The sequence below is a fragment of the Gallaecimonas sp. GXIMD4217 genome (assembly GCF_038087665.1).
In the GTDB taxonomy this organism is placed as follows: domain Bacteria; phylum Pseudomonadota; class Gammaproteobacteria; order Enterobacterales; family Gallaecimonadaceae; genus Gallaecimonas.
The window spans coordinates 1,515,410-1,533,951 of record NZ_CP149925.1 but is presented as its reverse complement, the minus strand read 5'-3'; the positions used below and the strand labels follow the sequence as shown (position 1 = coordinate 1,533,951).

The following is an 18,542-nucleotide window of genomic DNA, read 5'->3' as shown; positions in this document are numbered from 1 at the left end:
GGTCTGCTTGGCTAGTCTAGGGATAGCCTTTAAGCTGTCAACGCCTACCAGTGAATTTGGTTTACCTTTGAGTGTTTTATGAGCATTTCCGAGCAAGATCTGGCCTTTGACCGCGATCATCTCTGGCATCCCTACACCTCCCTGCGCGATCCCCTGCCCTGCTATCCGGTGGTCGGGGCCGAAGGCGCCGAGCTGATCCTGCAAGACGGTCGCCGCCTGGTGGACGGCATGGCCTCCTGGTGGGCCGCCATCCACGGTTACAACCATCCGCTGCTCAACGAGGCCGTCAGGGGCCAGCTCGACAAGATGAGCCATGTGATGTTCGGCGGCATCACCCACCCCGCCGCCATCTCCCTTGGCAGGACCCTGGTGGCCATGACCCCTGAGCCGCTCACCAAGGTGTTCCTGGCCGACTCCGGCTCCATCGCCGTGGAAGTGGCGTTGAAGATGGCCCTGCAGTACTGGCAGGGGCGCGGCAGGCCCGAAAAACAGCGCTACCTGACCCCAAGGCGCGGCTACCACGGCGATACCTTTGGTGCCATGGCGGTGACCGACCCCGACAGCGGCATGCACTGGATGTTCAAGGGGGTGCTGCCCGGTCACATCTTCATGCCGGCCCCCGAGGCCCCCTTCGACGGCGACGCCAGCGAGGATCTGCGCCGGGCCGAGGCCTATTTCGCGCAGCACCACCAGGAGGTGGCGGCGGTGATCCTGGAGCCCGTGGTCCAGGGCGCCGGCGGCATGCGTATCTACAGCCCGGACTACGTCAGGGGCATCAAGGCTTTGTGCGAGCGTTACGAGGTGCTGTTGATCCTGGACGAGATCGCCACCGGCTTCGGCCGCACCGGCAAGACCTTCGCCCTGGAATGGGCCGGCGTCTGCCCGGATATCCTCTGCCTGGGCAAGGCCCTGACCGGCGGCTATATGACCCTGGCGGCAACCCTGTGCACGGACGACGTTGCCGACGGCATTGCCGATTCCCCGGCCGGCTGCTTCATGCACGGCCCCACCTTCATGGGCAATCCCCTGGCCTGCGCCGTGGCCAACGCCAGCCTGGCCCTGTTCAACCAGGGCCACTGGCGTGAGCAGGTGGCCCGTATCGAGGAAGAGCTCAGGGCCGGCCTGATGCCCCTGGCGGACCATGAGGGAGTCAAGGACGTGCGGGTACTGGGGACCATCGGCGTGGTGGAAATGAAAGAGCCGGTCGATGTGGCCGCAGCGCAACAGCGCTTCGTGGCGCAAGGGGTGTGGATCCGCCCCTTCGGCAGGCTCATCTACATCATGCCGCCATATATGCTAAGCCCATCACACGTCAAAAAATTGACGGCTGCTATAAAGAAGGTAGTCAATCATGAGGTGTGAGGCTGCCAATGAAGGACTGGCTACGGGAGCTGGCCCAGCATATCGACCCCACCGTCACCCTGTCGCTGACGGCGCTGATGCTGGCGCTGCTGCTATTCGTCCGGCTGCAAAACCGGCTGTTTCGGATGCGGGTCAAGAACAGGCGGGTCAAGGTGATCAAGGGGGCCGTGCCCCAGGACTTCCTGGCCAGCTGCAAGCGACTGGTGGCCGGCACCCATATGCAGGGCACCATAGAGGCCTATGACACACGCTACGGGGTCGACCTCAAGTTCCGCGGCAACTTTTCCATCAAGGACAAGGAAGCCATCCGCTCCGCCTTTCCTGCCTATCGCTACCATAAGAGCTTCTTTAGGCACTGGCGGGATGGCAAGGATCCCAGAAAGAAAAAAGCCGGCTGAGCGCCGGCTTTCTTCTTAGAGGCCTTCGGCGTTGTAGAAGGCCACCTTGTCGGAAACGATCTTGATGGTGATCTTCTTGTCGCCGCTGACCCAGTCGCAGGAGCGGGCAGACAGCACCGCATCTGAGCACTGGTCCGGGCTGCCCAGCAGGCTTTCCACTTCGCTGTAGGACATGCCCACTTCCAGCTTGTTGTAGTTCTCAACGGTGACCTTGGAGCAGCCCGCCAGCAGGGCAACCAGGGTCAGGGGCATCAGCCAACGCTTCATCATTATCTCTCCTTAATCCTGAAACGCCCCTAGCATAGCCGAAGGGAGGCCTTCGCCACTAGAGCAAGGCCTTAGTTCAGCGCCCGCTGATCCAGCTTCTGGCCAAAATAGCGCCAGCCATGCCTTCAAGGGGCATTCGCCCCGTGTCCAGTCTTGTGTTGGCGCGCCGTGCAGGTATGATGTCAGCTCACTTTCCATCATGAGCCATATAGGAATAAGGCATGACGCAAGCGTCGGTAAAAGCGGTTCTGGCCGGTGAGTTTCCGGTCGGCGCTGAAGTGCAGGTTAAAGGCTGGGTTCGTACCCGCCGGGATTCAAAAGCCGGGATCTCCTTCCTGGCCGTCTATGACGGCTCCTGTTTCCATCCCCTGCAGGCCGTCGTGCCCAACTCCCTGAATAACTACGAGGACGAGGTCAAGCACCTCACCGCCGGTTGTTCCGTGGTGGTCACCGGCAAGCTGGTGGAATCCCCGGCCGCCGGCCAGGCCTTCGAGCTGGACACCAGCGCCGTGGAGGTACTGGGCTGGGTCGACAACCCCGATACCTACCCCATGGCCGCCAAGCGCCACAGCATCGAGTACCTGCGCGAGGTGGCCCACCTGCGTCCGCGCACCAACATCATCGGCGCCGTGATGCGGGTCCGTAACTGCCTGAGCCAGGCCATCCACCGCTTCTTCCACGAGCATGGCTACCTGTGGCTGTCCACCCCCATACTCACCGCCTCCGACTGCGAGGGCGCCGGCGAGATGTTCCGGGTCTCCACCCTGGACATGGCCAACCTGCCCCGCAACGACAAGGGCGAGGTGGACTACGGCCAGGACTTCTTCGGCAAGGAAACCTTCCTGACCGTGTCCGGCCAGCTCAACGCCGAGACCTATGCCTGCGCCCTGTCCAAGGTCTACACCTTCGGCCCCACCTTCCGGGCCGAGAACTCCAACACCACCCGCCACCTGGCGGAGTTCTGGATGGTGGAGCCGGAAGTGGCCTTCGCCGACCTTGCCGACGTGGCCCAGCTCTCCGAAGACATGCTCAAGTACGTGTTCAAGGCGGTGCTGGACGAGTGCCAGGACGACATGGCCTTCTTCGCCCAGCGGGTCGACAAGGACGCCATCAGCCGCCTGGAGAAGATGATCGAGGCCGACTTCGTGCGCATGGACTACACGGATGCCATCGAGATCCTGCAAAACTGTGGCAAGGAATTCGAATTCCCGGTGCAGTGGGGCGTGGATCTGCAGTCCGAGCACGAGCGCTACCTGGCCGAGGAGCACGTGGGTGCGCCGGTGATCCTGCAGAACTACCCCAAGGACATCAAGGCCTTCTACATGCGCCTCAACGACGACGGCAAGACGGTCGCCGCCATGGACGTACTGGCCCCCGGCATCGGCGAGATCATCGGTGGCTCCCAGCGTGAAGAGCGCCTGGAAGTGCTGGATCAGCGCCTGGAGGAAATGGGCCTGGATCAGCAGGACTACTGGTGGTACCGGGATCTGCGCCGCTACGGCACAGTGCCCCACGCCGGCTTCGGTCTCGGCTTCGAGCGCCTGGTGTCCTACGTCACCGGCGTCCAGAACATCCGCGACGTGATCCCCTTCCCCCGCGCACCGGGCAACGCCCGATTCTAAGGCCGACAGGATATCGACAAGGGCGACCTCAGGGTCGCCCTTTCTTTTACCGCTGTCCCATCCTGAACGAAGCAGCCCCGCGCCATGCGGCAAATTCATCAAAACCCGGCCTTTGGATAATTAATCAACTGGTGAATAAGCGGCGTATCCTTAGTATCTGCAGGCAAGGATCCAACCGAGATACGCCCATGCCCAACCGAGGTCGTCCCGCCGGCGCCAGCGACGACGCCAGACAAAAGCTGCTGGATGCCGCCAAGCACTGCTTTACCCGCCACCCCTACCACAGGGTCACCACCCGCATGCTGGCCGACCAGGCCGGCGTCAACGCGGCCCTGATCCGCTATTACTTCCTCAACAAGGAAGGTCTCTACCAGGAAATGTTCAAGGCGGTGACCGGCGAGGTCATGGCCACCATCGGCCAGGCCATCCGCCAGCAGCGCCTGGGCGGTTTCGAGGACTTCTTCCGGGCCTACAACACCGTCATGAAGCAGAACCCGGAATTTCCGGCGTTGCTGTTCAAGGAGCTGGCCCTGGAAGAGGGCCTGTGCCGGAACTTCCTGCTGGATTACCTGCGCCAGGGCCCCCTGCCGCTGTTCGAAACCATGATCAGCGAATTGAGCCGACACGGCACATTCAAGCCCGACCTGGCGCTGCCGCTGCTGCGGCTGAGCTGCATCGCCCTGGCCAGCTTTCCCTGGCTGGCGCGCGGCCTGTTGCGGGATCTGGACGGTATCGAGTTTACCGACGACCTGCTGGACAAGCTGGCCCGCCACAACGGCGAGCTGCTCAGCTCCGGCGTTTTCCAGCCCGAGGAGCAACGCTATGAAGATTGACTGGCAGAAAAGACGCTGGCTGGCGGTGTTGCCCCTTGTCGCGCTGGTGGTACTGGTGGCGGTGGTGACACTCAAGGCGCCGCCGGCTCGGCGCGAAGGTGACCCGCCGGCGCCCCTGGTCGAGGTGATGACAGTGGCGGCCAGGACCATGACCCCCTATGCCCAGGGCTTTGGCCGGGTCCGGGCCAAGGAAAGCTGGCAGGCCCTGGCCGAGAGCAGTGGCCGCATCCTGTACCGCCACCCCAAACTCGAGCCCGGCCAGGTGCTCAAGGCCGGCACCCTGCTGCTCAAGATCGACCCGGCCGACTACCAGCTCAAGCTGGCCCAGGCCGAGGCCGAGCTGGCCTCGGCCCGGATCGAGCTGGAGCGCATCGGCCAGGATCGCCAGAAGCTGGCGCTGAGCCTGAAGCTGGAACAGCAGCGCCTGGCCATCAGCCGCCAGGAGCTCGAACGCAAGCGGGGCCTGGCCGCCAGGGGCTCCCTGTCCAAGTCCGCCCTGGAGCAGGAAGAGGCCAGGCTGCTGACCCAGCAGCAACAGGTGCTGGAGCTGGACAATGCCCTCAAGCTGATCCCCCACGAGCTGGCGGTGGCCGAGGCCAGGATCCGCGTCAACGAATCCCGCCTGGCCGAAGCCGATCGCCAGCTGGCCAAGACCGAGCTTCGGCTGCCCTTCGACGCCCGCATCGACAGCGTCCAGGCCGAGCTGGCCCAGTACGTGTCCGAACGCGAGACACTGCTGAGCGCCTACCGGCTCGGCATCATGGAGATCGGCGTCCAGGTGGCCATGGCCGACATGCGCCGCCTGGCCGACTACCTGCTCCAGGACGGCCTGCCCAGCGGTGGGGGCCTGCCCGATGTCGCCGCCCTGGGGCTCGACGCCGAGGCCCTGCTCAGCGTCGGCGACCGCCAATACCGCTGGGACGGCAAGCTCACCGGCATCGCCGCCGGCCTGGATCCCAATGCCAATACCGTGGTGCTGATGGTGGAGCTGCCGGATCCGCTGACGGATTTCACCCCCGGCCGGCGGCCGCCGCTGGTCAGGGACATGTACCTGCAGGTGCGGGTCAAGGGGACACCGCGACCGCTGCCGGCGGTACCCAGCCAGGCCCTGCACGGCGACCACCTCTACCTGGTCGACGACCAGGACCGCCTGGTGATCCGCCAGGTGGAGCCCGGCTTCGAACAGGACGGCTACACCGCCATCCTCAGCGGCCTGGCCGCCGGTGAGACGGTGGTGCTCACCGATCTGCTCCCGGCCGTGCCCGGCATGGCCTTGCGCACGCGGGAGGTGGCGCCATGATCGCCTATTTCGCCCGCCACCCTACCGCCGCCAACCTGCTGATGATCGGTATCTCGGTGCTGGGCCTGTCGGTGCTGCCGGATCTCAAGCGCGAGACCTTCCCCGAGTTCAGTCCCAGCAAGGTGCAGGTGTCGGTGCTCTACCCCGGCGCCGCCACCGAGCAGGCCGAACAGGCCCTGTGCGGTCCCATGGAAGAGGCCGTCGACGGCCTTGGCGACGTGGCGGAGATCCAGTGCGAAGGCCGCGAAGGCATGGGCACCCTCACCGTCGAGATGCGCGAAGGCGGCGACATCGCCCGGCTGCTGACCGACATCAAGACCGAGATCGACGCCATCGACAGCTTCCCCGACGAGGCCGAGGCGCCGGTGGTCAAGGAGCTGGGCCGGGACGATCCCCTGATCACCCTGGCGGTCAGCGCCGAGCTGCCGGACTACCAGCTCAAGGCCTATGCCGAGGGCCTCAAGGACAGGCTGCAACGGCTGCCGAGCATCGCCATGGTGGACATCGAAGGCTTCTCCGACCAGCAGCTCAAGGTGCAGCTGTCACTGCCGCTGCTGCGCCAGTACGGCCTGTCGGTGGACGACGTGGTGGCCCGGATCCGCCGCCAGGATCTGAAGCTGCCCAGCGGTACCCTGGAGTCTGACGACAAGACGGTACTGCTCCGCTTCGACCAGGAGCTACTGAGCGCCGAGGCCCTCGGCCAGCTGCTGATCGCCGCCACTGCTGAGGGCGGCCAACTGCGTCTGGCCGACGTGGCCAGAGTCAGCGAGGGCTTCGAAAAGGACGAGGTCAAGGTCTGGTTCGACGGCAAGCCCGCCGCCCTGCTCAAGATCAAGAAGAACAAGCAGCAGGACGCCCTCGACCTGGTGGCCGAAGTGCGCGCCTTCGTGGAACGGGAGCGGACCAGGACCCCCGAGGGCATCACCCTGGCGCTGACCGACGACAGCGCCAAGATCGTCCAGGACCGACTCGACATGCTGCTGGGCAACGCCTGGCAGGGGTTGCTGCTGGTGTTCACGGTCATGTGGCTGTTCTTCGCCTGGCGCTACGCCTTCTGGGTGGCCATGGGCCTGCCGGTCTCCTTCCTGGGCGCCCTTTGGCTGCTGGCCCAGCTGGGGGTCAGCATCAACATGATTTCCATGGTCGGGTTGCTGATGGCCCTGGGCCTGCTGATGGACGACGCCATCGTCATCGCCGAGAGTATCGCCGCCAAGGTCAAGAGCGCCGGCAAGGTAGTTGAGGGCGCCATAGAGGGGGTCACCCTGGTCTGGCCCGGGGTGCTGTCCAGCTTCCTGACCACCAGTGCGGTATTCCTGGGCCTGGCCTTTATCGAAGGCGACATCGGCGCCGTCATGGAAGTCTTCCCGGTGGTCCTCCTGGCCACCCTCAGCGTCAGCCTCGTCGAGGCCTTCCTGATCCTGCCCAATCACCTGATCCATTCCCTGCACCAAGGCCAGGGAGACAAGGAGGGCGCCTGGAAGCGTCGCTTCAACGCCGCCTTCGAACGCTTTCGCACCACCACCCTGTTGGGCTGGGTGGAAGGAGCGGTGCGCCGCCGCTACCTGGTCACCGGCGCCGTGGTGGCTGGCCTGCTGCTGTCGATGAGCCTGCTGGCCGGTGGCCTGCTCAAGTTCAAGGCCTTCCCGGACCTGGAAGGGGACGTGCTCGAACTGCGCCTGCTGCTGCCCCAGGGCACGCCACTGTCGCAAACCGAGCGCCTGGTGTCACGGAGCCTGGCGGAGCTGGATAAGCTCAATGCCGAATACGCGCCACTGCAGCCGGACGGCCAGGATCTGATCCGGCACGTGACGGTGCAGTTCAATGAGAACCTCGACGCCTTCGAACAGGGCAGCCACCTGGCCACGGTGCGGGCGGATCTGCTCACCGCCGAGCTGCGCAGCACCAGCCTGGCCGAACTCAAGGCGCGCTGGCGCCAGGCCATGGGCGAGGTGCCCGGCGCCCTGGCGCTGGCCTTCAAGGAGCCCGGCTTCGGTCCCGCCGGCCGCCCCATCGAAATCCGCCTGCACGGCGACGATCTGGCCGTGCTGCAGCAGGCCTCGGCCCGGCTCAAGGACGCCCTCAGTGGCTACGACGGCGTTGTGGACGTGATGGATGACCTGCGCCCCGGCAAGGAGGAATGGGTGGTCAGGCTCAAGCCCAGTGCCCTGTCCCTGGGCGTGGACGGCGCCCTGGTCGCCGGCCAGCTGCGCACCGCCTTCTTCGGTCAGCTGGTCGACCAGTTCCAGCGCGGCGACCAGAGCCTGGAGCTGGACGTGCGACTGCGCGCCCAGGACAGGGAAAGCCAGCAGCAGTTGCGGGGCTTCCCGATCACTTTGGCGGACGGTCGCCAGATCCCCCTGGCCGCCATCGCCGACTTCCACCACGAGCGCGGCTATAGCCGCATCAACAGGGTCGACGGCCAACGCACCGTCACCCTGATCGGCGACATCCAGCCTGGCAAGGCCAACGCCGGCGAGATCATCGCTCACCTGCAGCAGAGGGTGATCCCGGAGTTGCTCGAACGCCATCCGGGGCTGGGGGTCAGCTACGAGGGCGAGGTCAAGGAAGGCGGCAAGACCGGCAAGTCCGTGGCCCAGAAATTCTTGATGGGCCTGGTCGGCGTCTTCCTGATCCTCAGTTTCCAGTTCCGCAGCTATTTCGAGCCGCTGATGGTGATGCTGGCCATCCCCCTGGCGGTGATCGGCGTGATCTGGGGCCACCTGCTGCTGGGTTACGATTTTTCCATTCCCAGCCTGATCGGCTTCGTGTCCCTGACCGGCATCGTCGTCAACGACTCCATCCTGCTGGTCACCTACATCAAGCGCCACCACGGCCAAGGCCAGACCATCCACACAGCCGTGGTCAACGCGGCCAAGGAGCGCTTCCGGGCCGTGTTCATCACCACCGCCACCACCGTGGCCGGCATGCTGCCGTTGCTGCTGGAAACCAGCCTCCAGGCCCAGGTGGTGCAACCGCTGGCGGTGAGCCTGATGTTCGGCCTCAGCACCTCCACGGCCCTGGTGCTGTTCGTGCTGCCCGGCCTCTACCTGATGCTGGAGGATCTTGGCCTGACCTCGAAGCATCACCTGGCCGAAGCCGAGGGCGCGCCGGCCACCGTCAACGCCTGAGTGCGCCGCCAGCCTCGGCTTCGGCCGGGGCTGGTTTCCGCCGAAACGGCCATGTAACATCGGCAACATACTGATAAACAAAAGTTTCAGGGAAGAAAGATGAATAGATTCACCATTGCCGCAATGCTGGTCGCCCTGGTGGGCTGTACCACGGTAGACAGGGACTTCCGCGTCGACGGCAGCACGGCGCAATCCACCGAAGCGGGCATCGCCACCATCAGCAAGGGCCTGAGCAGGAAGGAAAGGTTCGCCCTGCAAATGGCCCTGCTCAGGATCCAGCTTGCTGACGTCAAGAGCGGCTACCAATTCCTGGCCGACAAGTCCCTGCACAGCACCAACTATGAGCTGGTCGGCCCCCGGATCAACGGTCTCACCTACCCCGAGATCCTGGCCCTGTCCAAGCGTTCCGCCGTCAAGGTCACAGCCGAGCCCTGATCAAGGTGACACCATGAACCTCAACCAGATCACCCTGCCGGTCAGGGACATGGCCGAGGCCACCGCCTTCTACCGCAGGCTGGGCTTCTTGCAGATCGTCGATACCCCCCACTATGCCCGCTTCGAATGCGAGGACGGTGGCGCCAGCTTCTCCCTGGGGCTCAGCGACGACGACTTCCACAACGGCGCCGTCATCTATTTCGAACACCGGGAGCTGGACGCGCTGGTGGCGAGGCTTATCGACAAGGGCATCGAGTTCGCCCAGCTGCCCAGGGACGAGCGCTACCTGTGGCGCGAGGCGGTGCTGTTCGACCCCTCCGGCAACCAGATCAAGCTGTACTGGGCCGGGCAAAACCGCCTCCACCCGCCCTGGCGGGTGGAAAGGCGAGACTGAACGGGAGCTTTGTCCCCCCGGCGCTGCCGTGCTAGCCTCCGCCCATAAGAGTGCACGCCGCCCAGGGGCCCGCCATGCAAGCCGAACAACTGGAAATCGCCGCCTTCCTCGAAGGCCATCCCCCTTTCGAGGAGCTGCCCCACGAAGCCGTGCAGGCCCTGGCCAGCCAGGTGGAGGTGGCCTACTTCCGGGCCGGCACCGACATCCTCAAGTTCGCCGACCCCATCCAGGATCTCTACGTGATCCGCTCCGGCGCCGTGGAGATCTATCGGCGTACCGGCGAGCTGCACAACCGCCTGGCCGAGGGGGACGTGTTCGGCCAGATGGGACTGTTGATGAACCGGCGGGTGCGCTTCCCGGCCAAGGCCATCGAAGACACCCTCATCTACTGCATCCCCGCCGGCCAGTTCAACGACTATTGCGACCGCTTCGAGCCCTTCGCCGACTTCTTCGAGTCCGAGGACAAGACGTTGCTGCGCCAGGCGGTCTCCAACCAGGCCGACAGCAACGATCTGACCACGGTCAAGGTCAAGTCGCTGCTGACCCGGGGGGCGGTCACGGTGGACAAGAGCACCACAGTGCAGGATGCCGCCATCACCATGACCGAGGAGCGGGTCTCGTCGCTGCTGGTCATAGACCCCGGCTACCAGCACGACAAGGACGACGAGGGCGACGACAGTCCCATCATCGGCATCCTCACCGACCGCGACCTGCGCATCAAGGTGCTGGCCGAGGCCCTGCCCCTGTCCACCCCGGTCGAACAGGTGATGAGCTCGGTCAGCCAGGTGCTGGACGCCAACGCCTATGTGTTCGAGGCCATGCTGGCCATGCTCAGGGACAATATCCACCACCTGCCGGTGGTGCAGCGGGGCCAGCCGCTGGGCATGCTGGCCATGTCCGACATCGTCCGCCACGAGTCCCAGAGCAGCCTGCTGCTGGTGCGCGGCATTTTCGCCCAGCAGACGGTGGAAGATCTGGCCAGCTATGCCCAGCAGCTGCCGGCGGTGTTCGTACGCCTGGTCAACGAAGACGCCAACTCCCACATGGTAGGCTCGGCCATGGCGGTGATCGGCCGCAGCTTCAAGCAGCGGCTGCTGGAGCTGGCGGAAGCCGAGCTGGGGCCGCCGCCGGTGCCCTACTGCTTCCTGGCCCTGGGTTCCATGGCCAGGGACGAGCAGCTTATCGTCACCGATCAGGACAACGCCCTGATCCTCGACAACAGCTTCAACGCCGAACAGCACGACACCTACTTCCAGGCCCTGGCCAAGTTCGTCAGCGACGGCCTGGCCGCCTGCGGCTATAAATACTGCGACGGCGGCATCATGGCCAGCAATCCCCAGTGGCGCCTGACCCTGGAGCAGTGGAAGGAGCGTTTCAGCCAGTGGATCAACGAGCCCGATCCCCAGGCCCTGCTCAACAGCTCCATCTTCTTCGACCTGGACGGGGTCTGGGGCAAGCTGGAATGGGCCAAGCAGCTGCAGAAATTCATCGCCAAGAACGCCAAGGCCAACAACAGGTTCCTGGCCAACATGGCCCGCAACGCCCGCAACCGCACGCCGCCGCTGGGCTTTTTCAAGGGCTTCGTGATGGAGCAGGACGGCCGCCACCGCAACACCATCAACCTCAAGCGCCGCGGCACCGCCCCCCTGGCCGACGTCATTCGCGTCCATGCCCTGGCGGCGGGCTCCACCGCCCAGAACTCCTTCGAGCGCCTGGAGGACATCCAGGGCGCCCAGCTGCTGCCGCCGGGCAAGGCCCAGGATCTCAGCGACGCCCTGGAATACATTTCCATGGTGCGCATCCGCCACCAGGCCCTGGACATCGCCGCCGGCGAGGAGCCCGACAACAATATCGAGCCTGACAACCTGTCCACCTTCGAAAGGCGCAATCTCAAGGAGGCCTTCCAGGTGCTGGACAAGGCCCAGGCCTACCTCAAGTTCTGCTACCACGCCAACAGGCCGCTACGCTGATGGCAAAGCGCAACGCCTGGTCACAACGCTTCATGGAGCTGCAGCTGCAGGCCAGGGACGAGCGCCTGCAGCGCTACTATGGGGAAGGCATGATGGCCGCCGACACCCCCATCTCGGCGGCGCCCCTGGTGGCCCTGGACTTCGAAACCACCGGCCTGGATCCGGACCACGACGACATCGTCAGCATCGGCCTGGTGCCCTTCTCCAGCCAGCGCATCTACTGCCGGGAGTCGGCCCATTGGCTGATCAAGCCCACCATGCCCCTGGCCGAGGAATCGGTGGTGATCCACGGCATCACCCATTCCGACGTCACCGGCGCCCCGTCCCTCAATCTGATCCTCGACGAACTGCTGCAGGCCCTGGCCGGCAAGCTGGTGGTGGTGCACTGCCAGGACATAGAGCGGCCCTTCCTGGCCAAGGCGTTGCAAAAGCGTCTCAAGGAGCGCCTGGATTTCCCGGTCATCGACACCATGGCCCTGGAGCGGCGCGCCCTCCTGGCCCGCCAGGGCATGCTTGGCCGGCTGCTGAAAAAGCCCATCGGCTCGCTGCGCCTGGCCGACTGCCGCCAGCGCTATTGTCTGCCCTTCTACCACGCCCACCACGCCCTCACCGACGCCCTGGCCACGGCCGAGCTGCTGCAAGCCCAGCTGGCCTACCACCACAGGCCAGAGGTGACGGTGGGCGAGCTGTGGAGCTGACAAAAAAGCCCGGCCAATTGGCCGGGCTTGTTCATCCCTGGGCGCCGCTTCAGTAGCTGCCCTTGGGCTCGGTGCGCATGCCCATCACCAGGCTCACGCACATCAGGATCAACACCAGGGTGAACGGCAAGCCGGTGGAGATGGCGCCGGCCTGCAGCGCCTCTATGGCCTCGGTGCCGCCGATCCACAGCAGCGCCGCAGCGATGGCGCCTTCGATGGTGGCCCAGAAGATGCGCTGGGGCACGGGCGCGTCTATCTTGCCGCCGGCGGTGATGGAGTCGATCACCAGGGAGCCGGAATCGGAGGAGGTGATGAAGAACACCAGCACCAGCACTATGGCCACCACCGACAGCAGCTGGCTCATGGGCAGCTGCTCGAACATCTGGAACATGGCCAGGGGTACCGAGGTCAAGCCGTCCTGGCCCAGGGCGCCCACCTTGTTCAGCACCTGGTCGATGGCGATGCCGCCATACACCGACATCCACACCAGGGTCACCAGGGTCGGCACCAGCAGCACGGCGACGATGAACTCGCGCACGGTACGGCCCTCGGAAACCCGGGCGATAAACATGCCCACGAAGGGGGACCAGGAGATCCACCAGGCCCAGTAGAACACCGTCCAGCCCTGGTACCAGGCCTCGTCTTCGCGGCCATGGGGGTTGGACAGCGGGATGATGTTTTCGATGTAGGCGCCCAGGGTGGTGGGCAGGTTGCCCATGGACACCGCAAAGGCCAGCAGGGCCACGAAGGCCAGCAGGGCAAAGGCGATCACCATGTTGACATTGGAGAGCACCTTGACGCCGCCCTCGATGCCCCGCACCACCGAGATCACCGCCAGGGCGGTGACGCCGACGATCACCCAGATCTGCAGGCTCAGACCGCTTTCGGTGCCGAACACATGGTCGATGCCAGCCGCCGCCTGCTGGGCCCCCAGGCCCAGGGAGGTGGCCAGGCCAAACAGGGTGGCCAGCACCGCCAGTATATCGATGATATGACCGGCCCAGCCCCAGGCGCGATCGCCCAGCAACGGGTAGAAGATGGAGCGGATCGACAGCGGCAGGCCCTTGTTATAGGAGAAGAAGGCCAGGGACAGCGCCACCACGCCATAGATGGCCCAGGGGTGCAGGCCCCAGTGGTACATGGTGGCGCCCATGGCCATGCGGGCCGCTTCTTCGGTGTTGGCCGCCACGCCCAGGGGCGTCTCGTACCAGCCGGTCAGGTAGGCCACCGGCTCGGCCACGCCCCAGAACATCAGGCCGATGCCCATGCCGGCGGCAAAGAGCATGGCCAGCCAGGACAACATGGAATGTTTGGGCTTGGCGTTGGCACCGCCAAGGCGGATGCGGCCAAAGGGGGAGATCACCAGGCCCAGGCAGAAGATCACGAAGATATTGCCGGACCACATGAACAGGGCATCGAAGTTCTTGATGATGCTCCATTTCAGGCCATCGAGGCTGGCCTTGGCGGTGGCGGGATCGGTCACCAGCACGGCGACCAGGAACAGCAGGATCAGACCGGCACTGGCCCCGAATACCGGGTTGTGCACGTCGAAACCCCATTTCTGGACATTGTCCTGACCGACCGTGTAGTCGGTGCTGTCGATACTGTATTTGTCTTGATGATGACTCATCGGGATCTCTTATTGACGGATTTCGCTACGTACTCTAAAGATCTTGCCGTAATTTCACAACCATGCGGCCGGCCTGCCCGCCCTTTCCTCGGCCCCCACAATGGCAGCATCACCTTGTTTTTGCGATTGTTTTCTTAAGCCTCTCCGCTGCAGCCCCGCCCTTCCCTCGCCGCCATCGATGCAAGCCAAACGCTTCGCCCTATGCCGATATGGCCGACGCTGCAGCGGCTTTCTGGTACCGGGAATGCTTTTATGGAGCCAGATCAAAGATTAGCAGCACGACAGGCGCTAGGCTGTGCCGGTCTATCAGCGGGGGAGCGCCATGAACGCCGTACAACGCCACAGCCATTGGGATGACCTCACCACCTTGCTGATCGCGTCGGCCTTCGTGTCCCTGGGGGTGTTCTTCTTCAAGCAGGTGGGCCTGCTCACCGGCGGCACCGCCGGCCTGGCCCTGCTGCTGAGCCAGCTGCTGGAATGCTCCTTCGGCCAGGCCTTCTTCCTGCTCAACCTGCCCTTTTTCTATCTGGGCTTTCGCCAGAAAGGCCTGGCCTTCTCCCTCAAGACCTTCGCCGCCATCTCCCTGGTATCGCTGCTGGCCGACAGCCTCTCGGCCTGGCTGCAGGTCGAGGCCATCTCACCCCTGTACAGCGCGCTGATGGGCGGCGGCCTGATCGGCGTCGGCATGCTGATGCTGTTCCGCCACCAGACCAGCCTCGGCGGCATCAACCTGCTGGTGCTGCACCTGCAGGAGAAGCTCGGCATCAGCGCCGGCCGGCTGCAGCTGGCCATCGACAGCGCCATCATCGTCGCCGGCTTCTTCGTGGTCAGCCCCTGGCTGCTGCTCTGCTCGGTGCTGGGGGCGGTGATGATGAACCTGGTGCTGATGGCCAACCACAAGCCGGGCCGCTACCTGGCCAGCTCCTGCTGAGCCGCTGGCCAGGGCCAGGAAAAGGCCCAGCAGGCTGGGCCCCGCCAAGTAAAAGGCCTACAAGTTCATTGAGTTGCCATCAAAAGGCCACCACCACATAGCCGCCTTCTGCCAGCGGCAGGAAGTAGATGCCTCTGTACTTGTAGTAGAGCACCCCGTCCCGGTACACCGCATAGGCGTCCTCGGGCAGCTCATCGACGACGGTGCCGGGCGCCAGGTAGAAGTCGCCGTAGTCGGGATCGCCCACGTAGATGATCTCGTAGCGGTGGTAGCTGGGGCGCCAGCGGTAGTAGGTGTGGCCCCAGACGAAGTGCACCACGCCACCGATGACGATGCGGCTGGCACCGAAGGGCGCGTAGCGCACGAACAGGCCGCTGCTGGGATAGAAATGGCCATGGTAGTGGTAGCCATGGTAACGGCGCTTATGCAGCCGTCCCTTGTGGTGGCCGCTGTGCAGGGCCTTGTTGTGGTACCAACCCCTGTGATGGCCCCGGCTCACTTTGTGCTTGAGCCTGTCATGGTGGCGATTGAAGCGATGCACCTTGTCATGGCGACCGTCGAAGCCATGGCTGCGATGATGCCTGTGGCCGGCCTTACGCTGCTGCTTGTCGAACTGCCTGGCCTTGAACTGGCCGTGGCGGCTACTTATCACCCCCTTACGGCTGTCATCGACCCGGCGCGGCCTGTGGCTGGCCTTGCGCTGCTGCTTGTTGAACTGCCTGGCCTTGAACTGGCCGTGGCGGCTGCTTATCACCCCCTTGCGGCCGTCATCGACCCGGCGCGGCCTGTGGCTGGCCTTACGCTGCTGCTGGTTGAACTGCTTGGCCTTGAATTGGCCATGGCGGCTGCTTATCACCCCCTTGCGGCCGTCATCTGCCCGGCGTGGCCTGTGGCTGGCCTTGCGCTGCTGCTGTTTTAACTGCTGGACCTTGGCCTGGCCATGGCGGTGGATGATGCCCCCCTTGCGGCCGTCACCTGCCCGGCGCGGCCTGTGGCTGGCCTTGCTGTGGCGTTTTGCCTGCCATTTTTGCGCCTTGAATTGATGGCGCTGCTGGCTGGCGGCCTTCTGCTGCTGGCGATGGAGCTGCTGTTGCTTGTGGATCTGGTGGGCCGCCCGGTCATCCCGAACCCGTTGCGGACGTTCGTTCTTGGCCAGCACCGGGCCCGCCGCCAGAGCGGCGCAGATCAAGGTGGTGAGCAGGTTGAGCCGGAACATGGCGTCATCCTCCGTCAGGGGCCTGTTAGATAAGACCCCGCCGCCGCCGGCCCGGTCCCAGGCTTTACCTTTCCATACACTCCACCTCGCCTTTTGGCCGTCTGGACATCCCAATCAAAAATCCCTACACTGGCCCGGCTTTAACCAAGCTATTCTATTGATTGCCTTTTTTTCTGGTGCCCCAGCTGGGGAGAATCGGGAAGCCGGTGCAAGCCCGGCACTGCCCCCGCAACGGTGATGAGGGCGCCCCTTGATATGCCACTGCCCCCAAGGGCGGGAAGGCCAAGGGCGCGGCCATCCCTCTCAGTCCGGAGACCGGCCAGGAAAGAAAACCCGCGCACTTCGGTGGGCAAGGTGCGGGTTCGGCCTGAGGGCATCCCCGCCCCGCTGTGGTAATGTTTTTGCCCCCATCACTTGTAGGTACAAGTATGGGTAGAACCAAGACGAGCCTGACCCTGTTGGCATTGCTGCCGGCCCTGGCCCAGGCCAATGAAACCATCACCGTTATCGGCCGCCAGCCCCTGCCCCAGCAGGCCCTGACCGGCGCCGTCACCCTGATCCTGGAAGACGAGATCCGCCAAAGTGGCGCCGGCAGCCTGGCCGAGCTGCTGCGCGGCCGGGCCGGGATCCAGGTTGCCGACAGCGGCGCCGGCCCGGTGCTGGCCCTGCGCGGCCTGGGCCCGGAGCAGGCCGGCAGCAACGTGCTGGTGCTGGTCGACGGCCGCCGCCTCAACAGCATCAGCCTGCAGGGGCCCAAACTGGCGGGCCTGCCGCTTGGCCAGATCAAGCGCATCGAAGTGCTCCAGGGCAGCGCCGGCGTGCTCTACGGCGATCAGGCCGTGGGCGGCGTCATCAACATCATCACCCAGGGCCGCGACAGAGCCAGCCTCAGCGCCAGCCTGGGCAGCGACGCCGAACAGGGCCTGAGCGGCCAGGGCCGCCTGGGCCTGGACCGCGGCTTCTACCTGGAGGGCGGCCTCGACTGGCACCAGGACGACGGCTATCGCCAGCACAGCGAAAGCGACAGCCTGGCCCTGTCGGCCCTGGCCGGCTTCGAAAGCGCGCAGCGGGGCTGGCGCCTGGGCTTTGACTTCCAGGATGACGACCGCGACCAGCCTGGCCCCCTGCCCCTCGCCGAAGCCGAGGCCGACCCCAAGGCCAGCCGAGCGGAATTCGCCAAGGACTTCATCCACTTCCAGAGCCGTGCCTGGCAGCTCAATGGCCGGGAGCAGTTGGCCGAGCACAGCCAACTGCTGCTGGACGCCAGTCACAGGCACAGGGACAGCCGCGCCAACCAGAGCTTCCTGAACTGGCCGGTGGACGCCCCCTTCAGCCGCGAGGAGAAGCTGCTCAGTGTCAATCCGCGCCTGGTGCACGACCTCGGCGCCCTGTCGCTGCTCTGGGGCCTGGACTGGCTGGACGGCGACTATGAAGACGGCCTGCTGGCCCGGCGCAACCGCCAGCGCCAGTGGGCCCTCTATGGTCAGGCCAGGTGGCAGGCCAGCGACAAGCTGAGCCTGGTGGCCGGTGGCCGCCATGCCGAAGTGGAAGACGAACTGACCGATCCCCTCAGCTACCCCGGCGGCGTCGAGCTGGACGAGGACGCCAGCGCCTGGGAGCTGGGCCTGGACTACCGGCTCAATGACGCCTACCGCGCCTTCCTGCGCCTGGAAAGCAGCTTCCGCTTCGCCAAGCTGGACGAGCAGGCCTACACCCCGGCCGGCACCGTCGGCCTCAAGCCCCAGACCGGCGAGTCCGTGGAAGCCGGCCTGCAATGGCAGCTGGACGGCCAGACGCTGCGCCTCAGCGCCTACCAGCTGGAGCTCAAGGACGAGATCGTCTTTGATCCCAAGGCCCCGGCCCCCGCAGGCGGCCTCTTCCCCGGTGCCAACGTCAACCGGGATCAATCCCGCCGCCGCGGCCTCAACGCCCAGTGGCAGCACGGTTTCGAGGTCCTCAGCTGGGGCCTGGACTACAGCTATGTGGACGCCAAGCTGCGCAGCGGCGACAACGCCGGCAAGACCCTGCCCTGGGTATCCCGCCACAGCGGCAGCGCCTGGGCCGCCTGGCAGCTGCTGGACGCCCTGTCGCTGCGCCTGGACTACCAGTACCGGGGCAGCCAGTACCTGAGCGGTGACGACGGCAACAGCGCCGACAAGGCCGAGGCCTACGGCCTGTTCGCCCTGTCCGCCCACTACCAGGGCGAAAGCTGGTGGCTGAGCGCCCGCATCGACAACCTGCTGGACGAGGACCATCTGAGCCTGGCGGTATTCAACCCCTGGGGCGAGGACAACGGCTATCCCGGTGATGGTCGCCGCGCCCGGATCACGCTAGGCTATCAATTCTGAACCAGGAGAA

The 18,542-nt window shown here is 65.1% G+C and carries 15 protein-coding genes and 1 riboswitch; of the genes, 12 read left to right on the top strand and 3 right to left on the bottom strand.

Features of this window, described 5'->3' with window-relative positions; translation table 11 throughout:
- The first annotated feature begins 84 nt into the window (after nucleotides 1-84).
- Together bioA and WDB71_RS07530 are read left to right on the top strand one after the other, a co-directional pair.
- The gene (bioA, locus tag WDB71_RS07535; protein ID WP_341504194.1) at nucleotides 85-1,362 is read left to right on the top strand and encodes an adenosylmethionine--8-amino-7-oxononanoate transaminase; all 1,278 of its coding nucleotides are present in this window, start codon (nucleotides 85-87) and stop codon (nucleotides 1,360-1,362) included.
- Nucleotides 1,363-1,370: 8 nt separating this feature from the next.
- Nucleotides 1,371-1,760 (top strand): DUF3634 family protein, encoded by a 390-nt coding sequence (locus WDB71_RS07530; RefSeq protein WP_341504038.1) that lies wholly within the window; start codon nucleotides 1,371-1,373, stop codon nucleotides 1,758-1,760.
- Between the two features lie 15 nt (nucleotides 1,761-1,775).
- Here the strand turns inward: WDB71_RS07530 and WDB71_RS07525 are convergent, their stop codons facing one another.
- Nucleotides 1,776-2,030 (bottom strand): DUF3862 domain-containing protein, encoded by a 255-nt coding sequence (locus WDB71_RS07525; RefSeq protein ID WP_341504037.1) that lies wholly within the window; start codon nucleotides 2,028-2,030, stop codon nucleotides 1,776-1,778.
- Nucleotides 2,031-2,248: 218 nt separating this feature from the next.
- On the opposite strand from WDB71_RS07525, the gene asnS reads away from it, so the two are divergent.
- From asnS to WDB71_RS07485, 8 genes are all read left to right on the top strand, one after another.
- Nucleotides 2,249-3,649, top strand: a complete 1,401-nt coding sequence (gene asnS / locus WDB71_RS07520) for an asparagine--tRNA ligase (RefSeq protein WP_341504036.1) — start codon at nucleotides 2,249-2,251, stop codon at nucleotides 3,647-3,649.
- Between the two features lie 188 nt (nucleotides 3,650-3,837).
- A complete protein-coding gene (locus WDB71_RS07515; protein ID WP_341504035.1) occupies nucleotides 3,838-4,482 on the top strand; it encodes a TetR/AcrR family transcriptional regulator in 645 nt (214 codons plus the stop codon).
- The gene (locus WDB71_RS07510; RefSeq protein ID WP_341504034.1) at nucleotides 4,472-5,782 is read left to right on the top strand and encodes a biotin/lipoyl-binding protein; all 1,311 of its coding nucleotides are present in this window, start codon (nucleotides 4,472-4,474) and stop codon (nucleotides 5,780-5,782) included. Before WDB71_RS07515 ends, WDB71_RS07510 begins: the two co-directional genes overlap by 11 nt.
- A complete protein-coding gene (locus tag WDB71_RS07505; RefSeq protein ID WP_341504033.1) occupies nucleotides 5,779-8,910 on the top strand; it encodes an efflux RND transporter permease subunit in 3,132 nt (1,043 codons plus the stop codon). Before WDB71_RS07510 ends, WDB71_RS07505 begins: the two co-directional genes overlap by 4 nt.
- A gap of 99 nt (nucleotides 8,911-9,009) precedes the next feature.
- Nucleotides 9,010-9,345 (top strand): hypothetical protein, encoded by a 336-nt coding sequence (locus tag WDB71_RS07500; protein WP_341504032.1) that lies wholly within the window; start codon nucleotides 9,010-9,012, stop codon nucleotides 9,343-9,345.
- A gap of 13 nt (nucleotides 9,346-9,358) precedes the next feature.
- A complete protein-coding gene (locus WDB71_RS07495) occupies nucleotides 9,359-9,739 on the top strand; it encodes a VOC family protein (RefSeq protein ID WP_341504031.1) in 381 nt (126 codons plus the stop codon).
- Nucleotides 9,740-9,813: 74 nt separating this feature from the next.
- Nucleotides 9,814-11,709, top strand: a complete 1,896-nt coding sequence (locus tag WDB71_RS07490) for a DUF294 nucleotidyltransferase-like domain-containing protein (protein ID WP_341504030.1) — start codon at nucleotides 9,814-9,816, stop codon at nucleotides 11,707-11,709.
- The gene (locus WDB71_RS07485) at nucleotides 11,709-12,407 is read left to right on the top strand and encodes a 3'-5' exonuclease (protein WP_341504029.1); all 699 of its coding nucleotides are present in this window, start codon (nucleotides 11,709-11,711) and stop codon (nucleotides 12,405-12,407) included. The genes WDB71_RS07490 and WDB71_RS07485 overlap by 1 nt, the downstream gene beginning before the upstream one ends.
- Nucleotides 12,408-12,456: 49 nt before the next feature.
- On the opposite strand, the gene WDB71_RS07480 is transcribed toward WDB71_RS07485, so the two are convergent.
- Entirely contained in the window at nucleotides 12,457-14,037 is a 1,581-nt protein-coding gene (locus WDB71_RS07480) for a BCCT family transporter (RefSeq protein ID WP_341504028.1), read from the bottom strand.
- Nucleotides 14,038-14,359: 322 nt separating this feature from the next.
- Here WDB71_RS07480 and WDB71_RS07475 point away from each other — a divergent pair, with 322 nt between their 5' ends.
- Nucleotides 14,360-14,968, top strand: a complete 609-nt coding sequence (locus tag WDB71_RS07475; RefSeq protein ID WP_341504027.1) for a YitT family protein — start codon at nucleotides 14,360-14,362, stop codon at nucleotides 14,966-14,968.
- A 79-nt stretch (nucleotides 14,969-15,047) separates the two neighbouring features.
- Here WDB71_RS07475 and WDB71_RS07470 read toward each other — a convergent pair whose 3' ends face one another.
- A complete protein-coding gene (locus tag WDB71_RS07470; protein ID WP_341504026.1) occupies nucleotides 15,048-16,184 on the bottom strand; it encodes a hypothetical protein in 1,137 nt (378 codons plus the stop codon).
- A gap of 157 nt (nucleotides 16,185-16,341) precedes the next feature.
- A riboswitch (cobalamin riboswitch) is annotated at nucleotides 16,342-16,523 on the top strand.
- Between the two features lie 89 nt (nucleotides 16,524-16,612).
- Here WDB71_RS07470 and WDB71_RS07465 point away from each other — a divergent pair.
- Nucleotides 16,613-18,532, top strand: coding sequence for a TonB-dependent receptor (locus WDB71_RS07465; protein WP_341504024.1), 1,920 nt, complete (start codon nucleotides 16,613-16,615; stop codon nucleotides 18,530-18,532).
- Nucleotides 18,533-18,542: the final 10 nt, after the last annotated feature.